Source organism: Streptomyces sp. NPDC023527 (genome assembly GCF_055560115.1).
In genome coordinates, this window is sequence record NZ_JBVHJJ010000016.1 from 45,182 (window position 1) to 70,187 (window position 25,006).

Sequence of the window (25,006 nt, forward strand, 5' to 3'; positions counted from 1 at the left end):
ACAATGACTGCACCGTGCCACCCAGCGCCGCGTCCCGCACGTGTCCGGCGACCGCCTGGCCAGAAGGAGTGCCATCATGGCCACTGTGAGCGACCGCACATACCTCGCAGCGGCATACAGTGCGATGGCGGCCCTCAGACAACTGCTCGCCCTGCTGGCCTCTGGCGCACCCGCGGAGCAGTTCACCCACCCCTCGCGCGGCACCGCCATCGAGCACCTCCCGTCCGATGAGCGATCCATCTTGGCGGACGCCACACAGATCGCGCTGGAAATTCGCCGCACGCTCGACCAGCACCGCAAACGCGAGGCGGAACTGGCCGCACTCTTCGACACCGCCAGTGACCTCGCGGCACTGCGCGACCTGGACGCCGTCCTGCGCGCCATCGTCCACCGGGCCAGAACCCTGCTCGGAACCGATGCCGCCTACCTCTCCCTCAACGACCCCGTCGTCAAAGACACCTTTATGCGCGTCACCGACGGCTCCGTCTCAGCGCGCTTCCAACAACTGCGGCTCGGCATGGGAGAGGGCCTGGGCGGGCTGGTCGCCCAGACCGCCCGCCCCTACACCAGCGCCGACTACCAAGCCGACACCCGCTTCAGACACACCCGGCCCATCGACGAAGCAGTGCTGGAAGAAGGGCTGCGCGGCATCCTCGGCGTGCCACTGCGCGTGGGGAAACGCGTCATCGGCGTGCTCTTCGCCGCGGACCGCACCACCCGCGACTTCCCGCCGGAAGCCATCGCGCTGCTCACCTCCCTGGCCGACCACGCGGCCGTCGCCATCGACAGCGCACGCATGCTGGAGGAAACCCGCTCCGCCCTGGTCGACCTCAACACAGCCAACGAAACCGCCCGAGCCCACAGCACGGCGCTGCGACGCGCCGCCGACGCCCATGACCGGCTCACCGACCTAGTCCTGCGCGGCGCAACCGTTAACGACTTGGTCCGCGAGATCGCCGCACTGCTCGGCGGCGGCCTCGCCCTCCACGACAACGACGGCACGGAAATGGCCCGGGCCGGCACCGAGCCCCTCACCCCCTCCCCTCAGGGCATCGCCGCTTCGCGCACCGGTGGTCGTGCCGTCCCGGTGGACGGCACCTGGGTGTGCGCCGTGATGGCCGGCTCCGAACTCCTCGGCAGCATCATCCTGACCGGACGCGCGAACCTGACCGACGCCGACCGCCGTCTGTTCGAACGCGCAGCGTTGGTCGCCGCCCTCCTGCTGCTGCTACGCCGCACGGTCGCCGAGGCCGAGGACCGCGTCCGCGGAGAACTCCTCGACGACCTGCTCACCTGCCACCAACTCGAGGGAGGTCACGACAGCGCGAGCCTGACCATCCGCGCTCGCAAACTCGGCATCAACCTCTCCCGGCCCCACGCCGTACTCACCCTGGACACCGACAACGAACCCCGCTCCCACCTGTTCGCACAAGCCGTACGAAGCGCCCGCTCGCTGAGCGGGCTCACGGGGATCCACGACGGCCACATCGTCCTGCTCGTGCCGTCATCGGATCCCGGCGCACTCGCCGTGGAACTGGCCCGGGATCTCAGCCACGCCGCCAAGACACCCGTCACCGTAGGGTCTGCAGGACCAGCCACGGGCCCCGACCAGTTCCCCGCCGCATACACAGAAGCCAGTCGCTGCCTCAAGGCCCTGCACGCCCTGGGGCGCGCTGGAGAGGGCAGCGACATGACCGGACTAGGCTTCCTCGGTGTCCTGCTCGGCGACCGATCGAACCTCGACGGTTTCGTGCAGCGCTTCCTCGGCCCCGTTATCGCATACGACCAGCAACGTGGCACCGAGTTGGTCCACACCCTCGACGCCTATTACGCCCACGGCGCAAGCCTGTCCAAAGCCAAGGACGCCTTGCACGTTCACGTCAACACCGTTGTGCAGCGCTTGGACCGGGTCGCACAACTCCTCGGCGCCGACTGGAACAGCCCCGCCAGAGCCTTGGAACTGCAGGTGGCTCTGAGGCTGCACCGCCTGAGCGGACAGTCGCCCCCGAGCTCGACACCGCCCACCTCCGCCGGGTTGTGAACGCTGTATGCCAGCCGCGACCGCGCGTACCTAAGCTGTCCATACCCCGAGATTCGCACTGCCCGTACGGGACGGTCAGGGCCAGTACTCAGTCGGGGCGTTGACTTCCGCCCACTGTGGCCGGCCTCGCAGACGGCCGGCCCGGTCATGCCATGTTGCAGTCACATTCCGCTGGACTGCCGATGAATATAGCCGGGGGTGGCTGCCACGGCCGCGACCCGATGTCATTTCAACCGTGACGGTAGATCAGACTCGTCCCTGAGCGCCCTACGACCGCATGTAGGCACCTCTCCAGGATCGCTAGCCATGACCAGTGACCGCAACTCAAACCGTGCGGCTCACCGCGCAAAAGGGGATGCGCACGATTTGATGTGCTGCTGGGCGTGGTGATCATACGAGAGCCCCCCGCTCAGGCCGTCGGCTCGGCCATGCCAACGTGTCCACGGAGGTGGACGGCTGACGATGTTCCTGCCGCTCAGGACGCGGACGACGTGGGCGCCACCCCAACGGAGGGCAGGTCGCCAGCGGTGGCCGCATGGCAGTTCTGTTCACGCATGGGGTTCGGCACCACTGGGGCGATCGGCATTGTAGCGATACCGCCCAGGGCGCAGGCGACACTTACGCCCCTAGCCTCCACACAGCCCCGTGATGACCGTCATCACCAGGCCGAACGTGGAGGTCCCCCGTGCGCCATCTCCTATCCGCGGCTTGTCGCCGACCAGCCCCAGTGTTTACCGCGGGACTGGTCGTCCTGCTGCTCGCGGCCTTGTCCGTCGTGTCCCTGTCCAGCCCGGCCCGCGCGGCGACCACTCCCCAAGAGGTGACGGGATTCGGATCCAACCCGGGCAATCTGCGCATGTTCCGTTACGTGCCTCGAGGGTTGCCCAACGGACGCCCTGTCGTGGTCGCCCTTCACGGCTGCACCCAGGACGCCTCGACCTACGCAGTGAATACCGGCTGGATGCAACTGGCTGACACGTACAGGTTCGCCGTGGTCTTCCCTCAGCAGCGATCGGCGAACAACTCAAGCTCCTGCTTTAACTTCTTCGAGCCCGCTGACAGTCGACGCGACTCCGGAGAAGCGCTGTCGATCAAACAGATGGTCGACCGCACGAAACAGGACAACGGCTCGGCGAGCGCCTACGTCAGCGGGCTCTCGGCAGGCGGGGCGATGACCGCTGTCATGCTGGCAACCTACCCCGAGGTCTTCTCGGGCGGAGGAATAATCGCTGGGCTGCCCTACGGCTGCGCCAACTCGGCATCCACCGCCTACACGTGCATGAGCCCCGGCGTCGACAAAAGCCCCCAGAAGTGGGGAGACAAAGTCAGGGCAGCCTACTCGTACTCCGGGCCGCGCCCCAAGGTCGCGATCTGGCAGGGCACCGCAGATACCATCGTCAAACCCATGAACGCCACTGAGCTCATGGAGCAATTCACCAACGTCAACGGCACCGATCAGACACCGGACATCACGGATACGGTCGGAGGCTACCCCCACCGGGTCTACGGCGGCACGGTAGAAACTTATGAGATCACCGGGATGGGACATGGACAGCCCGTCGACCCCGGCACCGGACCGACCCAATGCGGCACCGCTGGCGCCTACATCCTGGATGTCAACATCTGCTCCCCCTACTACCTCGTCCGCTTCTGGGGCATCGACGACAGCACCTCCCCCACGCCGAGCCCGACCGCTACGATCACGCCGACACCGACGCCCACCAGCACACACCCACCCTATTCCGACACCGCCTACGGCACAGCGACCGACCACTACGTTGCAGGGCGCGTAACAGTGGATGAGTACAACAAGCTGGGCGTCACCCACGGCTACAACACCCCCTTCACTCTCTACAAGTGCGAGTCGGGATGGACAGATAAGTCTGCTTGCTCGCCTCTCTGACCTGCGAAGGTCAAAGGCCGCGGCAGCGCATAGCGCTCAGGAAAAGCCTCCTCGGCGACATGCGCTGCCGCGGCCCCCTGCGGGAGGTACCGGGCTCCCCTGCTGAGCACCGAGTCCGCTGACCCTCCAGCTTGAAGTCGTGCCGCCTGCTCACCGTCATCGGCTGTGGCTACCTCGGCGCCACACACGCCGCCTGCATGGCCGAGCTGCCGCCGGCAGGGGGCCAGAAGGACACGGGCAAGCCTCGACCCTCAGATGACCGGCGGCGGAGCCGTGGTGTCGGTCATCTGTCGGAGGTTGTTGGTCCACTGTCGGCGGCTCGTCGGCGGGGTTTGGCACCTTTCCGGAGACGGCCGGCCGGAGTTCACCGGGCGGCCCCGATGCCGAAGGAGCCACCATGCACAGCCCCGTCACGATCATCGGCGCCGGACTCGGCGGACTCGCGCTGGCCCGCGTCCTGCACCTCCACGGAATCCCGGCCACGATCTACGAGGCGGAGTCCTCCCCGACGGCTCGCACGCAGGGCGGGATGCTCGACATCCACGACTACAACGGGCAGCTCGCCCTCAATGCGGCCGGCCTGATGGACGAGTTCCACGCCATCGTCCTGGAGGGCCGCCAGGCGATGCGGGTCCTCGACCGGAACGGGTCCGTCCTGCTCGACAAGGCCGACGACGGCACGGGGGGACGCCCCGAGGTGCAACGCGGCGAGCTGCGACAGATCCTGCTCGACTCGCTCCCGGCAGGCACCGTCCGTTGGGGGCACAAGGCCGGCAGCGCCCGTCCCCTCGGCGGGGGGCGCCACGAGGTGGCCTTCGCCGACGGCAGCACCGTCGTCACGAGCCTGCTGGTCGGCGCGGACGGCGCGTGGTCACGGGTCCGGCCGTTGCTCTCCAGCGCCACACCCGAGTACGTCGGCAAGTCGGTCGTCGAGACCTATCTGTTCGACGCCGAGACCCGGCATCCGGCCGCCGCGAAAGCGGTCGGCGGCGGGACGATGATCGTGCCCACGCCGGGCAGGGAGATCTTCGCTCACCGGGAAAGGGGCGACACTCTGCACGCCTACGTGGGGCTGTCCGAGCCGCGGGAATGGTTCGCCGCCATCGATTTCACCGATGCCGCCGTGGCCACCGCGCGGATCGCGCAGGAATTCGACGGCTGGGCGCCGGAGCTCACCGCGCTGATCACCGACAGCGACATCGCGCCGGTCCTGCGCCCCCTCCACGCTCTGCCGACCGGGCACCGGTGGGACCGGGTGCCGGGGGTGACGCTGCTCGGCGACGCCGCCCACCTCTCGGCCCCGAACGGCGAAGGCGCCAACCTGGCCATGCTCGACGGCGCCGAACTCGGCAAGGCCATCGCCGCGCACCCCGACGACATCGAGGCCGCGCTCACCGCGTACGAGCAGGCCATGTTCCCTCGCAGCGCCGAGGACGCCACTTTTGAAGGTGTCGATCTCTCCGAGATCTTCTCCGGTGACCACGCGGCCACGGCCTGATCGACATGATCACGTAAGGGCGACGCGGACCGAGCCCCCAAGCGAAGAGCCGCCCCCCGGTCCATGGCGGACCGGGGGGCGGCTCTTCGTGGTCAGCCCGCGGCTACTTGGCCGCGGCGGCCTTCGGCTGCGGCGTGTGCCGTCCCGCGGCAACGGCATCCGTGTACAGCTCGGTGGTCAGGTCCGCGCCGGTGATGCCCAGCTCTTCGAGGACCGCCCGGATGTCGTCGAGGGCAGGCCGTACGTCGTCCTCGCCGGCCTGGGTCTCCAGCTCGATGAAGGTGCCCTCGATCTCCGGCACCCGTACCAGGGTCGCGAGCATCGTTCGGCCACGGGCGTCGAACGCGTAGTTCCGGCACCGCTTCTCGAAGGCGATGGCGGGCACGAAGCCGAGACCGCGCAGCATGGCGTGCACCGCGTCCGGGTCTTCGACGCCGGTCTCGTGCTCCGGCTTCGAACCCGACGCGTCATCCACCCGTGCGCCCTTGTACGTGAGGACGGACCGGGTGCCATCCGGGCCGTGCACGGTCCGCACCCGAAGCTCGCGGTCGCCCTTCCCCAGGGCGCCACCCGGATCGTCGTAGTAGGTGTCCTGGTAGACCTCCGCCCGCCCGGTGGCCCGCTCGTCGAGACGCCGCATGACACCTTCCGGGTCGTGGACCCTGGCCTTCAGTTCAGCTTCGATCACCAGCAGTACCCCCGTTCTCAGACAGTGCGCTCTCCGTCTTCGACGAGTGCCTCGAACATGCGACGGCACCCCCGGTACAAAGGCCCGTGCGATGTCTCCATCACCTTGTACACCGCTGACTCATGCCCTTCCCACCCGACGTCGAAGGCGGACACGAACATGGTGGCGTCGAGTCGGATGATGCGCCACGTCGGAAGCATCCGGTAGCGGTACACCCGCACGTCGCAAGCCCCCGTGAGCTCCCGCAGGCGGGCCTCGGCCAGCCGCACCCCGCTCGCCATGGACTCAGCGGATTCCCCGATCTCTGCCGCCCGCTTGGCAAGGGCCGGCGTGTCCGGGTCGAGTAGCAGCACACGAACCCGCAACGACGCTTCGGCACCGCCCATCACGGGCCCACGGAGCAGCGAGTCGTTCAGGCCGACCAGGCCGAGGCCGCGCACGGCGAGAACGTCCACTTCCGCCGCGGTGCGTGCCTGCCGCTGGATCTCCTCGGCCGCGGACGCCTGCGACGGGTAGACCCGCACCACTTCAGGGAAGGCGGCCAGGTCGAACGCCTTCCCGCCGCTGCGGACCTCCCGCCCCGCCGCCAGGCCGAGCAGGTGTCGGGCATCGTCGGGCAGGCTGAGGCCCTCCGCGATCCGCTCGTAGACGTCGAGCAGGGCTACTTCCCGCCGGCCGTTGATGATCTCGTTGACGCGGGCCTGTGTCATCCCGACCGCCGTGGCGATCCTGGCCTGGCTCGCCCCGCCGTACTGCTGCACGTGCCGGAACACCGCCCCCATGTTCCGGGCCCGCAGTGCCTGTCTGACCTCGGCCCGCTGCCACGCCCAATCCGGCAGGTCGATCGGTACCAGTGCTGTAGACATCCGCGCCCCCGCCGGCCAAGGGAAGTACATCTCACCGTGAGATTACCGACTGGGTATCGAGCCGACCCCCGGCGCACCAAGAACCTTTGGGCGTGAACAGCAGACCCATCCACACGTGCCCCGACTCGGCCACCATCCAACGGCACATCGACCAAGCCCTCGCGCTCCGGTCCAAGCCGGCTGAAGGTGACGAGCTGCCCGCACTCGAAGCCCATCTCCGCAACGGCATCTACCAGTTGCTGCCGGAGGCCCGGGCGCGAGTCGACAAGCTCTGGCACGGCAGCCTCGACTGGTGCCGCGACCGGACCACCCTCGACCACATCGCCGACCACGCCCGCTACGGCCTCACCGGCGCCCCGCTGTCCGACATCGCCCACGTCGCCCAGCTCGCGCGCGACTGCCGGCGGCTTCTCGAATGGCCACAGCCTGTCGTCTCGGAGCGGAAGCACCCTGATGAGGTCGCCTCCGGACGGGGCAACCATGAGGTAGCCGCCCCTCCCGTTCATGACGCGTGAGGGCGACGCGGACCGAGCACCCGAGCGAAGAGCCGCCCCCCGGTCCATGGCGGACCGGGGGGCGGCTCTTCGTGGTCGGCCCGCGGCTACTTGGCCGCGGCGGCCTTCGGCTCAGGCGTGGCGTGCGGGGCGCACGTCACGTCCTTGGCGTCGACCTTGCCGTCGAGGAGGTAGGCGTCGACCCTCGAGTTGATGCAGGGGTTGACGAGGCCCGTGACGCCGTGCGAGCCGGCGCCCTTCTCGGTGATCAGGCGGGAGCCCTGGAAACGCTTGTGGAGCTCGACCGCGCCCACGTACGGCGTGGCGGCGTCACGGTCGGACTGCACGATGAGGGTCTGCGGCAGACCCTTGTGGGTGGTGACCTCCAGCGGGTTCTGCTGGGGGGCCTTCCACGTGGCGCAGGGGAGGTTCATCCAGGCGTTCGCCCACGTCATGAACGGGGCCTTCTCGTGGATGCGGGTGTTGTCGCGGTCCCACTTCTTCCAGCTGGTGGGCCACTTGGCGTCGGCGCACTCGACCGCGGTGTAGACGGCGTTGCCGTTCTCGGCGGCGATGTTGCCCGCCGTGTCGGACAGGTTCGGGCCGGCGGCCTCGACCAGCGCCTTCTCGTCACCGGCGACGTACTTGCTCCAGGTCTCGGCGACCGGCACCCAGGAGGAGTCGTAGTACGCGGCGCCCTGGAAGAAGTTGATCAGCTCGGCCGGGCCGACGACCCCGCCGAGGGGCTTCTTCTTGGCGGTGGCCCGGAGCTTCTCCCAGCCCTTCTGGACCTTGGCCTGGGTGTTGCCGAGGTGGAAGACGGAGTCGTACTTGGCGACCCACGCCTCCCAGTCCTTGAAGCGGCCCTCGAAGGCGACGTCCTGCTCCAGGTTGGCCTCGTACCAGATGTTGTCCTGCGCGGGGTTGACGACGCTGTCGACGACCATGCGGCGGACGTGGTTCGGGAAGAGGGTGCCGTAGACGGCGCCGAGGTAGGTGCCGTAGGAGACGCCCAGGTAGTTGAGCTTCTTCTCACCGAGCGCGGCGCGGACGACGTCGACGTCACGGGCGGTGTTGAGGGTGGTGAGGTACGGCAGCAGGCTGCCGCTGCGGGCGGCGCAGCCGTCGGCGTACTCGCGGGCCAGCTTGCGCTGGGCGCGCTTGTCGGCCTCGCTGTCGGGCACCGGGTCGGCCTTGGGCGCGGCGACGAACTTCTGCGGGTCGACGCAGGAGATCGGCGCGGAGTGGCCCACGCCACGCGGGTCGAAGCCGACGAAGTCGTACGCCTTCGCGGTCTTGGCCCACAGCGGGGCCTTGGTGGTGATGCGCTTGGGGAACCGCATGCCGGAGCCGCCGGGGCCGCCGGGGTTGTAGACGAGGGCGCCCTGGCGCTCCTTGGCGGTGCCGGTGGAGCGGGCCCGGTCCACCGCGATCTTGATGGTGCGGCCGTTGGGCTTGGTGTAGTCGACGGGGACCGTGACGTAACCGCACTCGATGGGCTTCTCAAGGCCCCAATCGGCCGGACATTCCTGCCACTTGATTCCCGCCTTGGCCGCCTTCTCGGCGGCGACGCGCACACCGCGCGCCTCGGCGGCGCCGCCCGGCACGCGCTCACCGGCGCTGGCTGCCGGGGCGGTCAGGAACCCGGCCACCAGCACGCCGGTCACGACCGTGCCGGCCGCGCCGAGTATGGATGTAGATCTCACGTAGGAATCCCCCTGCTGGATACGCCGCTTGGGGCGGCGATGATCGCAAGTACTGCTGGTCGGATCCTTCCGTCTCCCTTGCCACAAAGGACAGGTCGTACGGGTGTTCTTTACTAATCCGTAAGGATGACGACATGCTCGGCGACACGCGTGGTGTCGCTCGTCACGTCGGCATCACGCGAGCTCCATGGCGACATTCGACGTAAATGCCTCAACTTCCAGCATTTTCCGCAGCAGCAGGCCGTCCGGCGCGACCGCGCCCACCACGGCCGCCGGTCCGGCGAGCGGCATGACGGCGGCGGTGGGCCCCAGCGGCCGGGACACCACCGGATCCTCCTCGAAGGCCGGGTCGACGACGAGGAGTTGGCCCACGGCCCGGTGTCCGCCGAGGACCGCGCCACCGTCCCAGCCGGGCGCCCCGGGCCCGTACGCAAGCTCCTGGTCGTACAGCGGGCGGCCCGCGCGGCGTACGGTCAGCCGGGCGCTCAGCCGCCCCGGCGGCTCCCCCGCGCGGCCGAGGATCTGCTCCTCGCGCAGCACCAGTCGCGCGGTCGGGGCCAGCTCGACGCGCGTGGTCGTCCGCAGGTCGCTGCCGCGCGCGGAGATCAGCGGCTCGGGCAGCCAGTGCAGCGTGGCACCGTCGCCGACCCGGATCCGGATGTCGTACGTGGCCGGGGCGCCGGTGCGGCCGGGCAGCGCGATGGTGGCGGCCGTGGTGGTGAAGGTCAGGGCGGCGCCGTCACCGACCTCGGCGGTGAGGGCGAGGGCGTCGCCGCCCAGCGGCGCGCTCATCGCGCCGACGAGCGCGACCCGCGCCCGCGGCCCGTGCGGACGCAGCCGGCGCAGCGCGAAGGGGCCCGCGCCGTCGAGCACGGGCAGCGCGGTGCCGCCCCGGCCGTCCGCGGCGGCGACGATCCGGGCGTCGGCCCGTACCCCGGAACCGGTACCGGCAACGGTCATGGCGCGGCGGTCCAGGCGGCGAGCCGCTCCCCCACCCAGTCCGCCACGGGCGCCACACCGCCCTCGGCGGCGAGCGAGGTGAAGACGACGGGGAGGTCGCCGCGCTGGGCCCCGGCGTCGCGGGCCATGCCCTCCAGGTCGGCGCCGACGTAGGGGGCGAGGTCGGTCTTGTTGACGACGAGGAGGTCGGCGGTGGTGACGCCGGGGCCGCCCTTGCGGGGGATGTCGTCGCCGCCGGCGACATCGATGACGAAGATCTGCGCGTCGACGAGGCCCTTGGAGAAGGTGGCGGTGAGGTTGTCGCCGCCGGACTCGACGAGGATGAGGTCGAGGGGCCCGGCGCCCGAGGAAGAAAACGCAGCCTCCAGGTCCTCGACGGCTTCGAGGTTGGCGGAGATGTCGTCGCGGATCGCCGTGTGCGGGCAGGCGCCGGTCTCGACGGCCGTGATGCGCTCCGGCGGCAGGACGGCGTTGCGCAGCAGGAACTCGGCGTCCTCGCGGGTGTAGATGTCGTTGGTGACGACGGCGATGGACAGCCGGTCGCGCAGTCGTCGGCAGAGCGCGGCGACGGTCGCGGTCTTCCCGGAGCCCACGGGCCCGCCGAGGCCGATCCGCAGGGCGCGGCGGGTGCCGTCGGGGCGGTGGGGGTCGGCGGCGCTGTAGGTGTGGCGGTGGGGGTAGGTGGTGTCGGTGTGGTCGAGGTGCATGGAGGTCTCCGATCTGCTGAGGGGCGCGAGCCGCTGGGGCTAGGAGGCGAAGAGCCGCACCGGCCAGGCCGCGTGCTGTTCGGCGGTGATGTCCAGGAGCGGCGCGGAGGCCGCCGGGAGGGCGTCCGTGCCCTCCCGCAGGGCTTGGAGCGCGGCCTCGGCGGCACGCTGGGCGATCCGGTCGAGGTCGGGTGCGAGGTGGGCCAGGACGGCGGTCGCCTCGAACGGGTCGAGGCTCAACAGCCGTACGACCGCGGTGGCGGAACCGCTGACCGACTCGTAGACGGTGGCGTACGCGGCGTCCAGCGGCCCGAGCCCGGCGGCGCGGGCGGCGAGGCCGAGGACGACCGGCTGATGGGCGCCGCGCGGCCGGGCCGCGGCGAGGGCGTCCAGCTCGGGCGAGGGCCAGGCGGCGCGGGCGGCGCGCATCATCTGCCGGCCCAGGCGGCGGGCGGCGGCGCGCAGGGCGGGCGCGGGGGTACGGGCGTCGGCGGCGGCGTCGAGTTCGAGCGGGTCCAGGCCGGCGGCCGCGGCGGCGGCCAGACCGGCCGAGGTCAGCCCGGCGGTGTGCAGCCGACCCCGGCAGAACTCCTCCAGTGTGGCGCCGTCCCGGACCCGCCCCGCCTTCACGGCCGCCTCGGCCCCACCGGAGTGCGCGTGCCCGCCGGCGGGGAACCGGCCGTCGGCGAGCACGAGCAACGCGGCCCGGGCGGCGGGGGTGGGCGTGGGGACGGGCGGGGAGGCACTCGCGGGGGCGGCGGCCGGGCCGGCCACCGGCGCCGTTGCCGAGGCGGTCACGGCCATATCCAGGGCCCCCATCAGAACGCCCCCATCAGAAGAGGAAGTACCGCTGGGCCATCGGCAGTTCCGCCACCGGCCGCGGATCGACGACGTCGCCGTCGATGGTGACGGTGAAGGTGTCCGGGTCGACCTCCACCCGGGGACGGGCGTCGTTGCACCGCATGTCCGCCTTGGTGACGCCGCGCGTGGAGCGGATGGGTACGAATCGCTTGCCGAGGCCGAGCCGTTCGGGCAGGCCGTCGTCCAGGGCCCACTGGGTGGTGAAGTTGAGGGAGTTGGCGGCCGGGGCCCGTCCGACGCCGCCGAACATGGGGCGCGGCAGGACCGGCTGGGGCGTGGGGATGGAGGCGTTGGCGTCGCCCATCTGCGCGTACGCGATCTGGCCGCCCTTGATCACCAGCTGCGGCCGGACCCCGAAGAACGCCGGTTCCCACAGCACGAGATCGGCGAGCTTGCCCGTCTCGACGGAGCCGATCTCATGGTCGAGGCCCTGGGCGACGGCCGGATTGATGGTGTATTTGGCGACATAACGGCGCGCCCGCCGGTTGTCCGCGGGCCCGTCGCCCGGCAGGGCGCCACGCCGTCGCTTCATGACGTGGGCCGTCTGCCAGGTGCGCAGGACGACCTCGCCGATGCGGCCCATGGCCTGGGAGTCGGAGGAGATGATCGATATCGCGCCGAGGTCGTGCAGCACGTCCTCGGCGGCGATGGTGCCGGGCCGGATCCGGGACTCGGCGAACGCGAGGTCCTCGGGGACGGCCGGGTTGAGGTGGTGACAGACCATCAGCATGTCGAGGTGCTCGTCGACGGTGTTGACGGTGTGCGGGCGGGTGGGGTTGGTCGAGCTGGGCAGGACGTTCGCCTCGGAGACGACGGTGATGATGTCGGGCGCGTGCCCGCCGCCCGCGCCCTCGGTGTGGTAGGCGTGGATGGAGCGGCCGGCGATGGCCGCGAGGGTGTCGCCGACGAACCCGGCCTCGTTGAGGGTGTCGGTGTGGATGGCGAGCTGGGCGCCGCTCTCCTCGCACACCGCCAGGCAGGCGTCGATCGCGGCCGGTGTCGCGCCCCAGTCCTCGTGGATCTTGAAGCCGACGGCTCCCGCGCGCAGCTGGGCGCGCATCGAGTCGTACGAGACGGTGTTGCCCTTGCCGAGCAGGCCGATGTTGACGGGATAGCCCTCCATCGCCTCGAACATCCGGGCGAGGTGCCAGGAGCCGGGGGTGATGGTGGTGGCCTTGCTGCCCTCGGCCGGGCCGGTGCCGCCGCCGACGAGGGTGGTGACGCCGGAGGCGAGGGCCTCGTCGACGAGCCGGGGGCAGATGAAGTGGACGTGGGCGTCGACGGCTCCGGCGGTGAGGATCTTGCCGTTGCCGGCGATGACCTCGGTCTCGGGGCCGATGACGAGGTCGGGGTGGACGCCGTCCATGGTGTCGGGGTTGCCGGCCTTGCCGACGCCGGTGATCCGGCCGTCCCGGATGCCGATGTCGGCCTTGACGATCCCCCAGTGGTCGAGGACGACGGCGCCGGTGATGACGGTGTCGGGGGCGCCCTCGGCGCGGGTGACCCGGGACTGGCCCATCGACTCGCGGATGACCTTGCCACCGCCGAAGACCGCCTCGTCGCCGGCGTGTCCGGGGCCGCCGCAGCGGTCCTCCTCGATCTCGACGAGGAGATCGGTGTCGGCGAGGCGGATCCGGTCGCCGGCGGTCGGTCCGTACAGCTCCGCGTAGGCGGCGCGGCTCATCGCGCCCATCGGGTCGGCCGTCGGGTCAGTCATCGAGCGGCCCTCCGCACTCGCCGCGCAGCCCTTCCACGACACGCTTGCCGCCGATGGGCACGAGGTCGACCTCGACGGGGAGGCCGGGCTCGAAGCGGACGGCGGTGCCCGCGGCGATGGACAGCCGCTTGCCGTGCGCGGCGGCGCGGTCGAAGACGAGGCCGGGGTTGGCCTCGGCGAAGTGGTAGTGCGAGCCGACCTGTACGGGCCGGTCGGCGGCGTTGAGGACGGTGAGCCGGGTGCGCGGCAACCCCTGGTTGAGGCGTACGGGCTCGGCGGCGGTCAGGATCTCTCCGGGGATCACGGCGGCGTCTCCCCCGTCAGCCGATGGGCTCGTGGACGGTGACGAGCTTCGTACCGTCCGGGAAGGTGGCCTCGACCTGTACCTCGTGGATCATCTCGGGTATGCCCCGCATGACCTCGGCACGGGTGAGCACCTTGCGTCCGGACGACATCAGCTCGGCGACGGTGCGGCCGTCACGGGCGCCTTCGAGGATGTGCACGGTGATCAGCGCCACCGCCTCGGGATGGTTGAGCAGCAGCCCGCGGGCCCGCCGCTTCTCGGCGACGTCGGCGGCCACATGGAGGAGCAGGCGTTCCTGCTCGTGCGGGGAGAGTTGCATGCGTCCACCTCACTGGAGAGCCAGGTAACCCGGTCGAACACACCAGGTACACACCTGTGTTCTACACACTGTTGACCTGGGGTTCTTCTCAGGACGGCCAGGGATTGCAGATTAGAGCGCAACCTTTTCCAACGCGTTAACTGGCTCTTTGCGCACCCATGGCCGGAGGTGGGGCGGGAGACGTCGGACCGCTCAGCTCTCCCCGCGCCGGCCGTCGGTCCCCCGGTGCCGGGCGGCGATGCCGAACCGGCTCCGTTCGCCGGGAGCGGACGACAGGGGCCGCACAGTGGAGACCGTGCTGATCACCTGCTCCTCCGCCACCGTCTCCTCCGCTTCGAGTTTTTGCAGGTCAGCGGCGGAAACCAGGGCCACGAGCGGCTTGCCGTGGCGGGTGACGACCACGCGCTCACCGCCGTAGACGACGCGGTTGATCAGGTCCGCGAGCTCGGCTCGGGCTTGCGTCACAGGAATTTCATAGGCCATGCTCACCATTCTAACGAGATGTACATCCTGTACATTTTCTACGCAGGGAGCAGCGATGACCCACGCCACGGCCCGTCACGTCCTGCCGGTGTTCACCGAGCGCACCAGCTACGGGACCCGCTCCATGGATCCCTACTCCAAGCTGCTCTCCGAGCGGATCGTCTTCCTCGGCACGCCGGTCGACGACGCCGCCGCCAACGACGTCATCGCGCAGTTCATGTACCTGGAGCACGCGGCGCCCGACAGCGACATCTCGCTCTACATCAACTCCCCCGGCGGTTCGGTCTCCGCGATGACCGCCATTTACGACACGATGCGCTATGTCGGCTGCGACGTGGAGACGATCTGTCTCGGGCAGGCCGCGTCCTCGGCCGCCGTGCTGCTCGCGGCCGGCACACCGGGCAAGCGGCTGGCGCTGCCGAACGCCCGGGTGCTGATCCACCAGCCCTCCCTGGCCGAGCCGATCCAGGGGCAGGTGACGGATCTGGGCATCCAGGCCGCGGAGTTGCTGCGGACCCGGGACACTCTTGAGGAGATGCTGGTCCGGCACACCGGGCAGAGCGCGGAGCGGATCCGGCGCGACATCGAGCGCGACAAGATCTTCGACGCCGAGGGCGCGCTGGCCTACGGGCTCGTCGACCGGCTCACCTCCAGCCGCAAGCAGCAGGGCACCCCCCTCTCCGCGAGGTGATCCGCCGTGCTGCCACCCGAACTGCCGCCGCTGCCCGCCCTGACGCGCGCCGAGGGCGAAGTGGTCGACTGCTATCTGCACGTACTGGATCTCCTGGGCCGGATCAATCCGGCCCGCGCGCACGGCACGTACAGCGGGCTACGGGCGGCGCAGACCTTGGTCGTCGCCGCCGGTGAGCTGCGCGACGCGCTCGCAGTCATGTACGAACGCGGCGAACGGGAGATGCACGCGGGCACCCTGACGCGGGCGATGCTCGTTCTGGACGGGGAGCGGCGGGCGCACCGGGTCACTGTCCCGCTCACACTCCCGCCCGCACCTACGGACCAGGGGTCGGCGAGCGAATAAACACCGCTCCCGCAGACGCCGGACGGCGGCGTAGACGGTGCGCGGTGATCGATTTCAACCGGGCACGCACGCCGCGCCGGAGCGGCGGGGACGGGCCGCAGGCCAGGGGCTCAACAAGGGCACGCCGATATGGTCAATTCGCTCCGTGTCCAGCGGAATTGCCCAGAAGTGATCAGCCTCACATACCTCTGGATCCGCTCGGAATCCGTACCAGGGCTGCGCCAAGATCCCGTCGACGACAAGACCCCGCCATCCCGGCGGGGCGGTCCAGGCGGACGCCGAACCCCGCCGCTGTCTGGATGCCGGGTCGACCGTACGCATCGGTGGGGATGGAGGACCCAAGCACGGTGGGACGACCAGAGTAGTGCGGTCGGCCCTTGGGGTGAAGCCGTTGCGACGGCCGGGCAACCTTCGCCTGCCCGAACCCGACAGGTCATCCTTCACAGGCGGCTGACGAAGGGTTGGCACCATGGGCGCGCACAAACGTCCGTCAAAGCTGTCGAAGGCCGGCGCGGCCTCGGCTCTCACTCTCGCCGCCGTCGGCGCCACGGTGCTGGTGCCGGGCGGGGCGACCGACGCTCAGGCCTCGTCCGTCTCGACCACGGCACTGCGCATCGCGGCCTCCAAGCAGGGCTCCCCCTATCAGTGGGGCGCCACCGGTCCGTACCGCTTCGACTGCTCGGGCCTGACGCTCTATTCCTTCAAGCGGGCCGGCAAGTCCCTGCCCCGCACCGCCGCCCAGCAGTACAACGGCACCCGCCACATCTCCCGTTCCGCCCGTACCCGCGGCGACCTGGTGTTCTTCGTCTCCGGGCGCGGCATCTACCACGTCGGGATATACGCCGGTGACGGCAGGATCTGGCACGCGCCCAAGACCGGCTCCGTCGTCCGCCTGGAGCGGATCTGGACCAACAGCGTCCTGTACGGCCGGGTGAACTGAGCCTCGCGGCAGGGAAGTCGACGACGCGCCACCGTCCGGGCCCCCCGCACGCCATGCGGGGGGCCGCGCCGGTATCTCAGTGCTCCGCGCCGACCGGCACGGTCCACGGCAGCGAGATCCACACGGTCTTGCCGCCGTCCGCGGTAGGCGTGAAGAAGAGCCGCCCACCGTGCTCGGCGGTCAGGCAGCGGATGATGACCAGACCCCTGCCGTTGTCCTGCTGGACGGCCGCGGGCAGCCGGCTCGGAAAGCGGGGGTGACTGTCCGTGACGCCGATGCGCAGGTGCCGGTCCCGGTCGAGGTGGATGTCCACGGTGAAGGTGGGCGACTGTCCACGGGTGTGCTGCACGGCGTTGGTGGCGAGCTCGGAGACGATCAGGCGCACGGTCTCGGCGGCGTCCGTACCGCCCGGCAGCCCCCAATCGGCCAGCACATCGGCGACATAGCGGCGGGCCGTGGAGACCGAGGCGGGGGCGCTCGGCAGAGTGACGGCGGCTTCTTGGTGGTCTGCCATGGCAGTGTCCCTTTCCCACCGGGACCGGACTGTCGACGTTTCGCGGCACATCGCCCACCGAAGTCGAGAACGGTCCCGGACGGCTCTATCGCGACAGAGTGCCACTGATAACAGCAGTGAAGAGAGCGATCCACCGAGATATGCATATATCTGTCGCTCGAAGCGGTGAACTCTACGACACAGGAACGCATTTGGGCGGCACACTGGTCTATTGACACTGACGTGTAGGTGTTCACCTCGGGCGGTCGGGAGGGCTGATGCGATACGGACCCGCGGTGCGCCGCCGCAAACTCGGCGCGGAGCTGCGTCGTCAGCGCGAGCTCGCCGGGCTGACCAGCCTGGACGCCGCCCGCGCGGTGGGCTGGCACCAGTCGAAGGTCAGCCGGATCGAGACCGGCAGCAGCGGCGTGAAATCGTCCGACGTGGCCTTACTGCTGGACGCCTACAAGGTGGCGGACCCGGAGCTGCGCGCCCTGCTGGGCGCGCTGTGCGGCGCGGGGACGGCCGACGCGGAAGGGGGGCGGCGCGGCTGGTGGTACGCCTACCGCAATCTGCTGCCGCCCGCCTACCTGGACTTCATCAGCCTGGAGTCGGAGGCGTCGCGGCTCAGCACCCTGGAGACCGCCGTCGTCCCGGGGCTGCTGCAGACCCCCGCCTACGCCCGGGCGGTGACCCGGGCGGCGCTCGACGACCCGCCGCCGGAGCAGGTCGAGGAGCTGGTGCGGGTGCGCATGGCGCGGCAGTCGGTACTGCGGGGCGAGAAGCCACTGGAGTTGTGCGCGGTGCTGGACGAGGCCGTGCTCCGCCATGAGGTGGGCGGACGGGAGGTCATGGCAGGTCAGTTGCGACACCTGGTGGAGACCGGTGCGCAGCGGCATGTGCGGCTGCACGTCCTGCCGTTCTCCAGCAGCGGCCACATCGGCATCACCGGGTCTTTTGTTATTTTCTCATTTCCGCGCATTGCTGATCTGGATGTGGTTGTTCTCGACCACTTGACGAGTAGCCTCTACTTGGAGCGGAAAGAAGACCTCCGGGCGTACGGCGCGGCGTTCACCAAGCTGCGGACGCACGCCCTCTCGCACGAGGACTCGTTGGAATTCATCGCCGGGATCAACGACGGCGCGTAAGGAGGCACCATGTCCGCAATGCCTCGGTACGTACCTTCCGCGGCAGCCCTGCGCGGCGCAGTATGGCGACGCAGCAGCTACAGCACCGGAATGAACAACTGCGTGGAGACATCCGGTCCGGCCCCAGAGGTCGTCGCCGTGCGCGACTCCAAGCGCACGGCCGGCCCCGTTCTTCTGTTCACCCCCGCCGCCTGGTCCTCGTTCGTCGGAGGACTGGGCGACGGGACGTTCCCTCCGCTCGACGACTCCTTCGAGCGGTCCGCCCTGTGAACTGAGCGCGTCAGGCGGCCGGCGCGGTCCGTACGACCGTGGCGGCCGCCTCCTCGATCTGCCGGTCCGACAAGTCCGCGCGGGCGGTCAGCCGCAGCCGCGAGATGCCGTCGGGCACGGACGGCGGCCGGAAGCAACCGACCGCGATCCCCGCGGTCCGGCAGTCGGCCGCCCACTGGACCGCCGCCTCCGGCGAAGGGGCCTGTACGGACACCACCGCCGCATCGGGCCGGGCCGCCGTCAGCCCCGCGTCCGTCACCCTCCGGTGCAGTTCGGTGGCCACCCGCCGGGCCCGGGCCGCGCGTTCGGGCTCGCGGCGCAGCACCTCAAGGCTCGCGAGGGCCGCGCCGACGGCCGCCGGGGCGAGGCCGGTGTCGAAGATGAAGGTGCGGGCATTGCTGACGAGGTGCCGGATCACCCGGGCCGGGCCGAGCACCGCGCCGCCCTGGCTGCCCAGCGACTTCGACAGCGTGACGGTGGCGACCACGTCCGGGGAGCCCGCGAGCCCCGCCGCGTGCACGGCGCCGCGGCCGCCGTCGCCGAGGACGCCCAGGCCGTGCGCGTCGTCGACGAGCAGCCCCGCGCCGTGTTCCCGGCACACGGCGGCGAGCGCGGCCAGCGGGGCGGCGTCGCCGTCGACGGAGAAGACGGAGTCGGTGACGGCGAGCGCCCGGCCGCCGTGGGCCTCCAGCGTCTTGCCGAGCAGTTCGGGGTCGGCGTGCGGGACGACGGCCGTCCCGGCGCGGGCGAGCCGGCAGCCGTCGATGAGCGAGGCGTGGTTGCCCGCGTCGGAGACCAGCAGCGTGTCGCTTTCGTCCGGTCCCGACAGCGCGGTGACGGCGGCGAGGTTCGCGGCGTAGCCGGAGGAGAAGACGAGCGCAGCCTCGAAGCCGCAGAACTCCGCGAGCTCCGCCTCCAGCCGGGCGTGCAGCTCGGTGCTGCCGGTCACCAGCCGGGAGCCGGTCGCGCCCGCGCCCCACCGGTGGGCGGCCTCGGCGGCGGCTCCGGTGACCTCGGGGTGCCGGGTGAGCCCCAGATAGTCGTTTCCGGCCAGATCGATGAGCGGCGAGTCTGCGGGGCGGGGCCGGAGGGTCCGTACGAGCCCTGCCGCGAGGCGCCGTTCATGGTGCCGGTCGATCCAGTCGAACGGGTCCTGGGGCATCGGCCCTCCTCGCGTTCCATGGCGTCGTGGGTCCACTGCGCACAGATCGGAGCCGGAGCGCCTTTGTATGCACTGCATAGAACGTAGTCGCCCTCCGGCCCGGGCAGCGTGTGGCAATACACACACCTCAAACCACCCCTGTTGTCCACTCCCTCCATTGGCCCGGAGTGGTCGCGTGGGTAAGGATCTCGGTCATGGACCTGCTGAACACGCTGGTGGACAAGGGGCTGCGGCGGGAGCTGCCGACCCGTGAAGAGGCGCTCGCCGTGCTGGCGACCTCCGACGACGAGCTGCTCGACGTGGTGGCCGCGGCGGGCAAGGTGCGCCGCAAGTGGTTCGGGCGCCGAGTGAAGCTCAATTACCTGGTCAACCTCAAGTCGGGACTCTGCCCCGAGGACTGCTCGTACTGCTCGCAGCGGCTCGGCTCCACGGCCGGGATCCTGAAGTACACCTGGCTCAAGCCGGAGGACGCCTCGACGGCCGCGGCCGCCGGCGTCGCCGGTGGCGCCAAGCGCATCTGTCTGGTGGCCAGCGGTCGCGGGCCGACGGACCGGGACGTCGACCGGGTCTCGAAGACCATCGAGGCGATCAAGGAGCAGAACGAGGAGATCGAGGTCTGCGCCTGCCTCGGACTGCTCTCCGACGGGCAGGCCGAGCGGCTGCGCGCGGCCGGTGCCGACGCCTACAACCACAACCTCAACACCTCCGAGGCCACGTACGGCGACATCACCACCACGCACACCTACGCCGATCGCGTCCAGACCGTGCAGCAGGCGCAGGCGGCGGGCATGTCCGCCTGCTCCGGTCTGATCGCGGGCATGGGCGAGAGCGACGAGGACCTGGTGGACGTGGTCTTCTCGCTGCGCGAGCTGGACCCGGACTCGGTGCCGGTCAACTTCCTCATCCCCTTCGAGGGCACGCCGCTGGCCAAGGAGTGGAACCTCACCCCGCAGCGCGCCCTGCGGATCCTGGCGATGGTCCGCTTCGTCTGCCCGGACGTGGAGGTACGGCTGGCGGGCGGGCGCGAGGTGCACCTGCGGTCGATGCAGCCGCTCGCCCTGCACCTGGCGAACTCGATCTTCCTGGGCGACTACCTGACCAGTGAGGGCCAGGAGGGCAAGGCCGACCTGGCGATGATCGAGGACGCGGGCTTCGAGGTCGAGGGCGCCGGCACCACGACGCTGCCCGAGCACCGGGCCGACGCCCTGGCCGGCGGCTGCGGCGGGCACGGCGGAGGCGGCTGCGGCCCCTGCGGTGACGGTGACGCCGTCGAGGAGAGCGCGCCGGCGGACGAGATCCCGGTCCCGGCCGGTGAGGTCCGCACGGACCTGGTCGCCGTCCGGCGCCGCGGAGCGGGTACGGACCTGCCGCCCAATGCCTGAGCCGCTCTCCCCCGCCCTGCCCGTCGCGGACCTGCTGGCCCTCGACCGGCAGCACGTCTGGCACCCCTACGGCCCGATGCCGGGCCGCCAGGAGCCACTGGTCGTGGAGTCCGCGTCGGGGGTACGGCTGCGGCTCGCCGAACCGGCGCACGGCTCGCACGAATTGATCGACGGCATGTCGTCGTGGTGGTCCGCCGTCCACGGCTACAACCACCCGGTGCTCAACGAGGCCGCGCAAGCGCAGCTGGGGCGGATGAGCCATGTGATGTTCGGCGGGCTCACGCACGAGCCCGCCGTGCGGCTGGCCGCCCGGCTGGTGGAGATCACCCCCGAGGGGCTCGAACACGTCTTCCTCTGCGACTCCGGTTCGGTGTCGGTCGAGGTCGCCGTGAAGATGTGCCTGCAGTACTGGCGCTCGCTCGGCCGGCCGGAGAAGCGCCGGCTGATGACCTGGCGGGGCGGCTATCACGGTGACACCTGGCAGCCGATGGCGGTCTGCGACCCGGACGGCGGCATGCACGAGCTGTGGTCGGGCGCGCTGCCGCGGCAGCTGTTCGCGGACGCGCCGCCGGACGGCTTCGACGCCGGTACGGACCCCGCGTACGCGACGCACCTGCGGGAGTTGATCGCCCGCCACGCCCATGAGCTGGCGGCGGTGATCGTCGAGCCGGTGGTGCAGGGCGCGGGCGGGATGCGCTTCCACGACCCGGGCTATCTGCGGGTGCTGCGGGAGGCGTGCGACGAGCACGACGTCCTGCTGATCCTCGACGAGATCGCGACCGGGTTCGGCCGCACGGGGGCGCTGTTCGCCGCGGACCACGCGGGGATCACCCCCGATGTGATGTGCCTCGGCAAGGCGCTGACCGGCGGCTACCTGACGATGGCGGCGACGCTGTGCACGCCGCGGGTGGCCGACGGCATCTCGCGCGGCGAGGTGCCGGTGCTGGCGCACGGCCCGACGTTCATGGCCAACCCGCTGGCGGCCGCCGTCGCCTGCGCGTCCATCGACCTGCTGCTGTCGCAGGACTGGCGGACGGAGGTCAAGCGCATCGAGGCCGGGCTGCGCGACGGCCTGGCCGCCGCGGCCGCACTGCCGGGCGTACGGGACGTACGGGTGCTCGGCGCCATCGGTGTCGTCCAGCTCGACCACGAGGTGGACGTCGCGGCCGCGACCCGCGCCGCGGTCCGCGAGGGCGTATGGGTGCGGCCGTTCCGCGACCTCGTCTATGTGATGCCGCCCTATGTGACGGGCGACGAGGACGTGGCACGGATCTGCGCGGCGGTGTGCGCGGCGGCGCGGGAGGGCTGAGCGGCCCGGCCGGGCGCCCGCCCACGAAACGGCCGGGAGGGCCCCGGCCACCACAACGTACGAACCGCGCCGCGAGGCGCGGTGAGGAGGCAGAAGCATGTCCGTACTCGTCGTCAGCGGCACCGGCACCGAGGTCGGCAAGACCGTCGTGACCGCGGCGGTCGCGGCGGCCGCGGTCGCCGCGGGGCGCTCGGTCGCCGTGCTCAAGCCCGCGCAGACCGGGGTCGCACCGGACGAGCCGGGGGACGTCGCCGAGGTGCTGCGGCTGGCCGGCGCGGTGACGGACGTCGAACTCGCGCGCTACCCCGAGCCGTTGGCGCCAGCGACGGCCGCGCTCCGGGCGGGCCTGGCGCCCGTGCGGCCGGGCGAGGTCGAGCGGGCGGCGACGGCGCTGGCCGGCACCCACGACCTGGTGCTCGTGGAGGGCGCCGGCGGGCTGCTCGTACGGATGGACGAGACGGGCTCCACGCTCGCGGACGTGGCGGGGCTGCTGGACGCGCCCGTCCTGATCGTCGCCCAGGCGGGGCTGGGCACCCTCAATATGACGGCGCTCACGGCGGAGGCGCTGCGCTCGCGCGGTCTGCGCTGCCGGGGGGTCGTGATCGGCAGTTGGCCCGCGGACCCGGATCTGGCGGCCCTGTGCAACCTCGCCGAGCTGCCCGAGATGGCGGGCGCCCCGCTGCTGGGCGCGGTGCCCGAGGGCGCCGGTTCCCTCCCGCCGGCCGGATTCCGTACGGCGGCGCCGGGCTGGCTGGCGCCGGAGCTGGGGGGCACCTGGGACGCGGCCGCGTTCACGGCCGGCCGACGGGGCTGAAAGGCGGGGCGGAAAGGACGGGCCGAAAGGACCACCCGCGCCGACGGGTGCGACGGGGTCCGGCCGGGGGAAGCATCTCCGTAGCCGTCGCATCCCCGGGAAGGGGTCCGCCATGTCGCTCCGGAGCATCAGAAAACCGCACGACGCCGTCCACCATCCGGTCTTCTCCCGCGTCTACGCCCGCCTGAGCCCGATCATCGACGAGCGGGGCGGAGTGGCCGAGCACCGGCGGCAGTTGCTGACCGGGCTGTCGGGCCGGGTGATCGAGATCGGCGCGGGCAACGGCCTGAACTTCGCGCACTATCCGGGCACCGTCTCCGAGGTGGTGGCGATCGAGCCCGAACGGCGGTTGCGCGCACTGGCGGTGGAGGCCGCGGTACGGGCCGGGGTGCCGGTGGACGTCGTGCCCGGCGCGGCGGAGGCGCTGCCCGTCAAGAGCGAGGCGTTCGACGCGGCGGTGGTGTCGCTGGTGCTGTGTTCCGTGCGGGATGTGCGGCGGGCCCTGGCGGAGTTGCGGCGGGTCCTCAGGCCGGGCGGTGAGCTGCGGTTCTTCGAGCACGGCCGCGCGGACGGACGGGTGCTGGCGGCCACCCAGCGGGCCCTGGACGCGACGGTGTGGCCGCTGCTGTTCGGCGGCTGCCACACGGCGCGCGACCCCTTGGCCTCGATCGAGGCGGCGGGGTTCGAGCTGGGCGACTACCGCAGGCTGCGGATCCCGGAGAGCCGGGTGGCGACGCCCGCGTCCCAGGTCGTGCTCGGAGTGGCCCGGCGTCCGGGCGAGCCGGGGACGCCGTGAGGTCGGTCACGAAGGGCGGTGCCGGAAAGGAACGAACACCAAAGCGGAGACTCCCTCCGGTAAGTTCTGGATCACCACTTACGAGGGAGATCCCGTGGCACGTCCGTTCCGTTTCGCCGTCAACATGCTCACCCCCGGCTCCGCCGCCGAGTGGCGCGAGAAGTGCCGCAAGGCCGAGGCCCTGGGCTATGACGTCATCCTCGTGGCCGACCACCTCGGCATGCCGGCGCCCTTCCCCTCGCTGGTCGCCGCCGCGGAGGCCACCGAGCGGCCGCGCCTGGGCACCTTCGTCCTCAACGCCGGGCTGTGGAACCCCGCGCTGCTCGCGCGCGAGGTGGCCACCACGGACCAGCTCACCGGCGGCCGCCTGGAGCTGGGCCTGGGCACCGGCTATGTGAAGGAGGAGCACGACAGGGCCGGCCTCCCCTTCGGCTCGCCGCGCGAGCGCGTGGACCACCTGGAACGCACGGTCGCCGAGCTGGACCGGCTGCTGGGCGACCCGGAGCACGCGCCGCGGCCGGCGCAGGCCCCCCGCCCGCCGCTGCTCCTCGGCGGCAACGGCCCGCGCATGCTGCGGCTGGCCGCGCGCCACGCCGACGTCGCGGCGTTCACGGGCGCGGCCACGACCGCGACCGGCGAGCTGCGGCTACTGAGCCCCGGCGTCATCGAGGAGCGGATGGCGATGTACCAGGGCTTCGCCGCGGAGCGCGAGAGCGCCGCCGAGCTGAACTACCTCGTCCAGGTCGTGGCCGCCGGCGCCGACCGCCGGGCCACGGCCCGCGAGCTCGGCCGGCACGCGCCGGACCTCTCCGAGGACGAGCTGCTGGACCACCCGGCGCTGCTGGCCGGCTCGGTCAAGGACATGGCGGAGCAGGTGCGCGGCCACCGGGAGCGGTTCGGCTTCACCTATTTCACCGTCCTGGAGCCGAGTCTGGAGGCGTTCGCCCCGGTCATGGAGGAGCTGCGCGGCTCCTGACCGGCCGGCCCGGCGGCGGCGGGCCGGTGACCCACCCGTCGCTTTGCCTATCCTTTACCATGGGTGGACAGTAGTTCTCTTACCTTGTTCTTTCCCGTTCTTCCCGAACCTCCAGTTGAAAGGTGTGAGCGTC

Annotated in this window: 26 protein-coding genes and 1 riboswitch; of the genes, 14 read left to right on the forward strand and 12 right to left on the reverse strand. The window is 71.1% G+C overall.

Going from position 1 to position 25,006, the window contains the following annotated elements; genetic code table 11:
• The first annotated feature begins 76 nt into the window (after positions 1 to 76).
• The 3 genes from ACZ303_RS27870 to ACZ303_RS27880 all read left to right on the forward strand — a co-directional run bounded on the left by ACZ303_RS27870 (position 77) and on the right by ACZ303_RS27880 (position 5,442).
• A complete protein-coding gene (locus ACZ303_RS27870; protein WP_467343219.1) occupies positions 77 to 2,041 on the forward strand; it encodes a helix-turn-helix domain-containing protein in 1,965 nt (654 codons plus the stop codon).
• Between the two features lie 727 nt (positions 2,042 to 2,768).
• Positions 2,769 to 3,944, forward strand: a complete 1,176-nt coding sequence (locus ACZ303_RS27875) for an extracellular catalytic domain type 1 short-chain-length polyhydroxyalkanoate depolymerase (protein WP_467343220.1) — start codon at positions 2,769 to 2,771, stop codon at positions 3,942 to 3,944.
• 397 nt (positions 3,945 to 4,341) lie between these two features.
• A complete protein-coding gene (locus tag ACZ303_RS27880) occupies positions 4,342 to 5,442 on the forward strand; it encodes an FAD-dependent oxidoreductase (protein ID WP_467343221.1) in 1,101 nt (366 codons plus the stop codon).
• Positions 5,443 to 5,545: 103 nt separating this feature from the next.
• Here ACZ303_RS27880 and cyaB read toward each other — a convergent pair whose 3' ends face one another.
• On the reverse strand, positions 5,546 to 6,130 hold the full coding sequence (gene cyaB, locus ACZ303_RS27885; protein WP_467343222.1) for a class IV adenylate cyclase: 585 nt from the start codon (positions 6,128 to 6,130) through the stop codon (positions 5,546 to 5,548).
• 17 nt (positions 6,131 to 6,147) lie between these two features.
• Positions 6,148 to 6,996 (reverse strand): helix-turn-helix domain-containing protein, encoded by an 849-nt coding sequence (locus ACZ303_RS27890; RefSeq protein WP_467343223.1) that lies wholly within the window; start codon positions 6,994 to 6,996, stop codon positions 6,148 to 6,150.
• 92 nt (positions 6,997 to 7,088) lie between these two features.
• Between ACZ303_RS27890 and ACZ303_RS27895 the strand changes: the two genes are divergently transcribed.
• A complete protein-coding gene (locus ACZ303_RS27895) occupies positions 7,089 to 7,511 on the forward strand; it encodes a DUF6415 family natural product biosynthesis protein (RefSeq protein WP_467343224.1) in 423 nt (140 codons plus the stop codon).
• A gap of 86 nt (positions 7,512 to 7,597) precedes the next feature.
• Here ACZ303_RS27895 and ACZ303_RS27900 read toward each other — a convergent pair whose 3' ends face one another.
• From ACZ303_RS27900 to ACZ303_RS27935, 8 genes are all read right to left on the reverse strand, one after another.
• Positions 7,598 to 9,196, reverse strand: coding sequence for an alpha/beta hydrolase (locus ACZ303_RS27900; RefSeq protein WP_467343225.1), 1,599 nt, complete (start codon positions 9,194 to 9,196; stop codon positions 7,598 to 7,600).
• Positions 9,197 to 9,370: 174 nt separating this feature from the next.
• Positions 9,371 to 10,156: an urease accessory protein UreD gene (locus ACZ303_RS27905; RefSeq protein ID WP_467343226.1), complete on the reverse strand. Its 786-nt coding sequence runs from the start codon at positions 10,154 to 10,156 to the stop codon at positions 9,371 to 9,373.
• Positions 10,153 to 10,863, reverse strand: a complete 711-nt coding sequence (ureG, locus tag ACZ303_RS27910) for an urease accessory protein UreG (RefSeq protein WP_467343227.1) — start codon at positions 10,861 to 10,863, stop codon at positions 10,153 to 10,155. Before ureG ends, ACZ303_RS27905 begins: the two co-directional genes overlap by 4 nt.
• 39 nt (positions 10,864 to 10,902) lie before the next feature.
• A complete protein-coding gene (locus ACZ303_RS27915; protein ID WP_467343339.1) occupies positions 10,903 to 11,562 on the reverse strand; it encodes an urease accessory protein UreF in 660 nt (219 codons plus the stop codon).
• Between the two features lie 133 nt (positions 11,563 to 11,695).
• Positions 11,696 to 13,417: an urease subunit alpha gene (locus tag ACZ303_RS27920; RefSeq protein WP_467343340.1), complete on the reverse strand. Its 1,722-nt coding sequence runs from the start codon at positions 13,415 to 13,417 to the stop codon at positions 11,696 to 11,698.
• 16 nt (positions 13,418 to 13,433) lie between these two features.
• On the reverse strand, positions 13,434 to 13,745 hold the full coding sequence (locus ACZ303_RS27925) for an urease subunit beta (RefSeq protein WP_467343228.1): 312 nt from the start codon (positions 13,743 to 13,745) through the stop codon (positions 13,434 to 13,436).
• A gap of 16 nt (positions 13,746 to 13,761) precedes the next feature.
• Positions 13,762 to 14,064, reverse strand: a complete 303-nt coding sequence (locus ACZ303_RS27930; protein WP_467343229.1) for an urease subunit gamma — start codon at positions 14,062 to 14,064, stop codon at positions 13,762 to 13,764.
• 192 nt (positions 14,065 to 14,256) lie between these two features.
• Positions 14,257 to 14,547 carry a type II toxin-antitoxin system Phd/YefM family antitoxin gene (locus ACZ303_RS27935; RefSeq protein WP_467343230.1) on the reverse strand — a complete coding sequence of 97 codons (291 nt, stop codon included), beginning with the start codon at positions 14,545 to 14,547 and terminating at the stop codon, positions 14,257 to 14,259.
• Between the two features lie 55 nt (positions 14,548 to 14,602).
• Between ACZ303_RS27935 and ACZ303_RS27940 the strand changes: the two genes are divergently transcribed.
• The 3 genes from ACZ303_RS27940 (at position 14,603) to ACZ303_RS27950 (ending at position 16,523) form a co-directional block, all read left to right on the forward strand.
• Positions 14,603 to 15,238: an ATP-dependent Clp protease proteolytic subunit gene (locus ACZ303_RS27940; protein WP_467343231.1), complete on the forward strand. Its 636-nt coding sequence runs from the start codon at positions 14,603 to 14,605 to the stop codon at positions 15,236 to 15,238.
• A 6-nt stretch (positions 15,239 to 15,244) separates the two neighbouring features.
• Positions 15,245 to 15,583: a hypothetical protein gene (locus ACZ303_RS27945; RefSeq protein WP_467343232.1), complete on the forward strand. Its 339-nt coding sequence runs from the start codon at positions 15,245 to 15,247 to the stop codon at positions 15,581 to 15,583.
• Positions 15,584 to 15,873: 290 nt separating this feature from the next.
• Positions 15,874 to 16,047: riboswitch (cyclic di-AMP (ydaO/yuaA leader) on the forward strand.
• Positions 16,048 to 16,052: 5 nt separating this feature from the next.
• Positions 16,053 to 16,523 carry a C40 family peptidase gene (locus tag ACZ303_RS27950; protein ID WP_467343233.1) on the forward strand — a complete coding sequence of 157 codons (471 nt, stop codon included), beginning with the start codon at positions 16,053 to 16,055 and terminating at the stop codon, positions 16,521 to 16,523.
• Positions 16,524 to 16,599: 76 nt separating this feature from the next.
• Here ACZ303_RS27950 and ACZ303_RS27955 read toward each other — a convergent pair whose 3' ends face one another.
• Positions 16,600 to 17,037: an ATP-binding protein gene (locus ACZ303_RS27955; protein ID WP_467343234.1), complete on the reverse strand. Its 438-nt coding sequence runs from the start codon at positions 17,035 to 17,037 to the stop codon at positions 16,600 to 16,602.
• A gap of 257 nt (positions 17,038 to 17,294) precedes the next feature.
• Here ACZ303_RS27955 and ACZ303_RS27960 point away from each other — a divergent pair, with 257 nt between their 5' ends.
• Both ACZ303_RS27960 and ACZ303_RS27965 read left to right on the forward strand, forming a co-directional pair.
• Positions 17,295 to 18,164: a helix-turn-helix domain-containing protein gene (locus ACZ303_RS27960; RefSeq protein WP_467343235.1), complete on the forward strand. Its 870-nt coding sequence runs from the start codon at positions 17,295 to 17,297 to the stop codon at positions 18,162 to 18,164.
• Between the two features lie 9 nt (positions 18,165 to 18,173).
• Complete coding sequence (locus ACZ303_RS27965) at positions 18,174 to 18,434, forward strand: DUF397 domain-containing protein (protein ID WP_467343236.1); 261 nt, start codon at positions 18,174 to 18,176, stop codon at positions 18,432 to 18,434.
• 10 nt (positions 18,435 to 18,444) lie between these two features.
• On the opposite strand, the gene ACZ303_RS27970 is transcribed toward ACZ303_RS27965, so the two are convergent.
• Positions 18,445 to 19,596 carry an 8-amino-7-oxononanoate synthase gene (locus tag ACZ303_RS27970; RefSeq protein WP_467343237.1) on the reverse strand — a complete coding sequence of 384 codons (1,152 nt, stop codon included), beginning with the start codon at positions 19,594 to 19,596 and terminating at the stop codon, positions 18,445 to 18,447.
• Positions 19,597 to 19,790: 194 nt separating this feature from the next.
• Between ACZ303_RS27970 and bioB the strand changes: the two genes are divergently transcribed.
• From bioB to ACZ303_RS27995, 5 genes are all read left to right on the forward strand, one after another.
• Entirely contained in the window at positions 19,791 to 20,978 is a 1,188-nt protein-coding gene (bioB, locus tag ACZ303_RS27975; RefSeq protein WP_467343238.1) for a biotin synthase BioB, read from the forward strand.
• On the forward strand, positions 20,971 to 22,287 hold the full coding sequence (locus ACZ303_RS27980) for an adenosylmethionine--8-amino-7-oxononanoate transaminase (RefSeq protein ID WP_467343239.1): 1,317 nt from the start codon (positions 20,971 to 20,973) through the stop codon (positions 22,285 to 22,287). The genes bioB and ACZ303_RS27980 overlap by 8 nt, the downstream gene beginning before the upstream one ends.
• A gap of 97 nt (positions 22,288 to 22,384) precedes the next feature.
• Complete coding sequence (gene bioD / locus ACZ303_RS27985) at positions 22,385 to 23,101, forward strand: dethiobiotin synthase (protein ID WP_467343240.1); 717 nt, start codon at positions 22,385 to 22,387, stop codon at positions 23,099 to 23,101.
• A gap of 112 nt (positions 23,102 to 23,213) precedes the next feature.
• On the forward strand, positions 23,214 to 23,897 hold the full coding sequence (locus ACZ303_RS27990; protein ID WP_467343241.1) for a class I SAM-dependent methyltransferase: 684 nt from the start codon (positions 23,214 to 23,216) through the stop codon (positions 23,895 to 23,897).
• Between the two features lie 94 nt (positions 23,898 to 23,991).
• Positions 23,992 to 24,873, forward strand: a complete 882-nt coding sequence (locus tag ACZ303_RS27995) for a TIGR03621 family F420-dependent LLM class oxidoreductase (protein WP_467343242.1) — start codon at positions 23,992 to 23,994, stop codon at positions 24,871 to 24,873.
• The last annotated feature ends 133 nt before the right edge of the window (positions 24,874 to 25,006 follow it).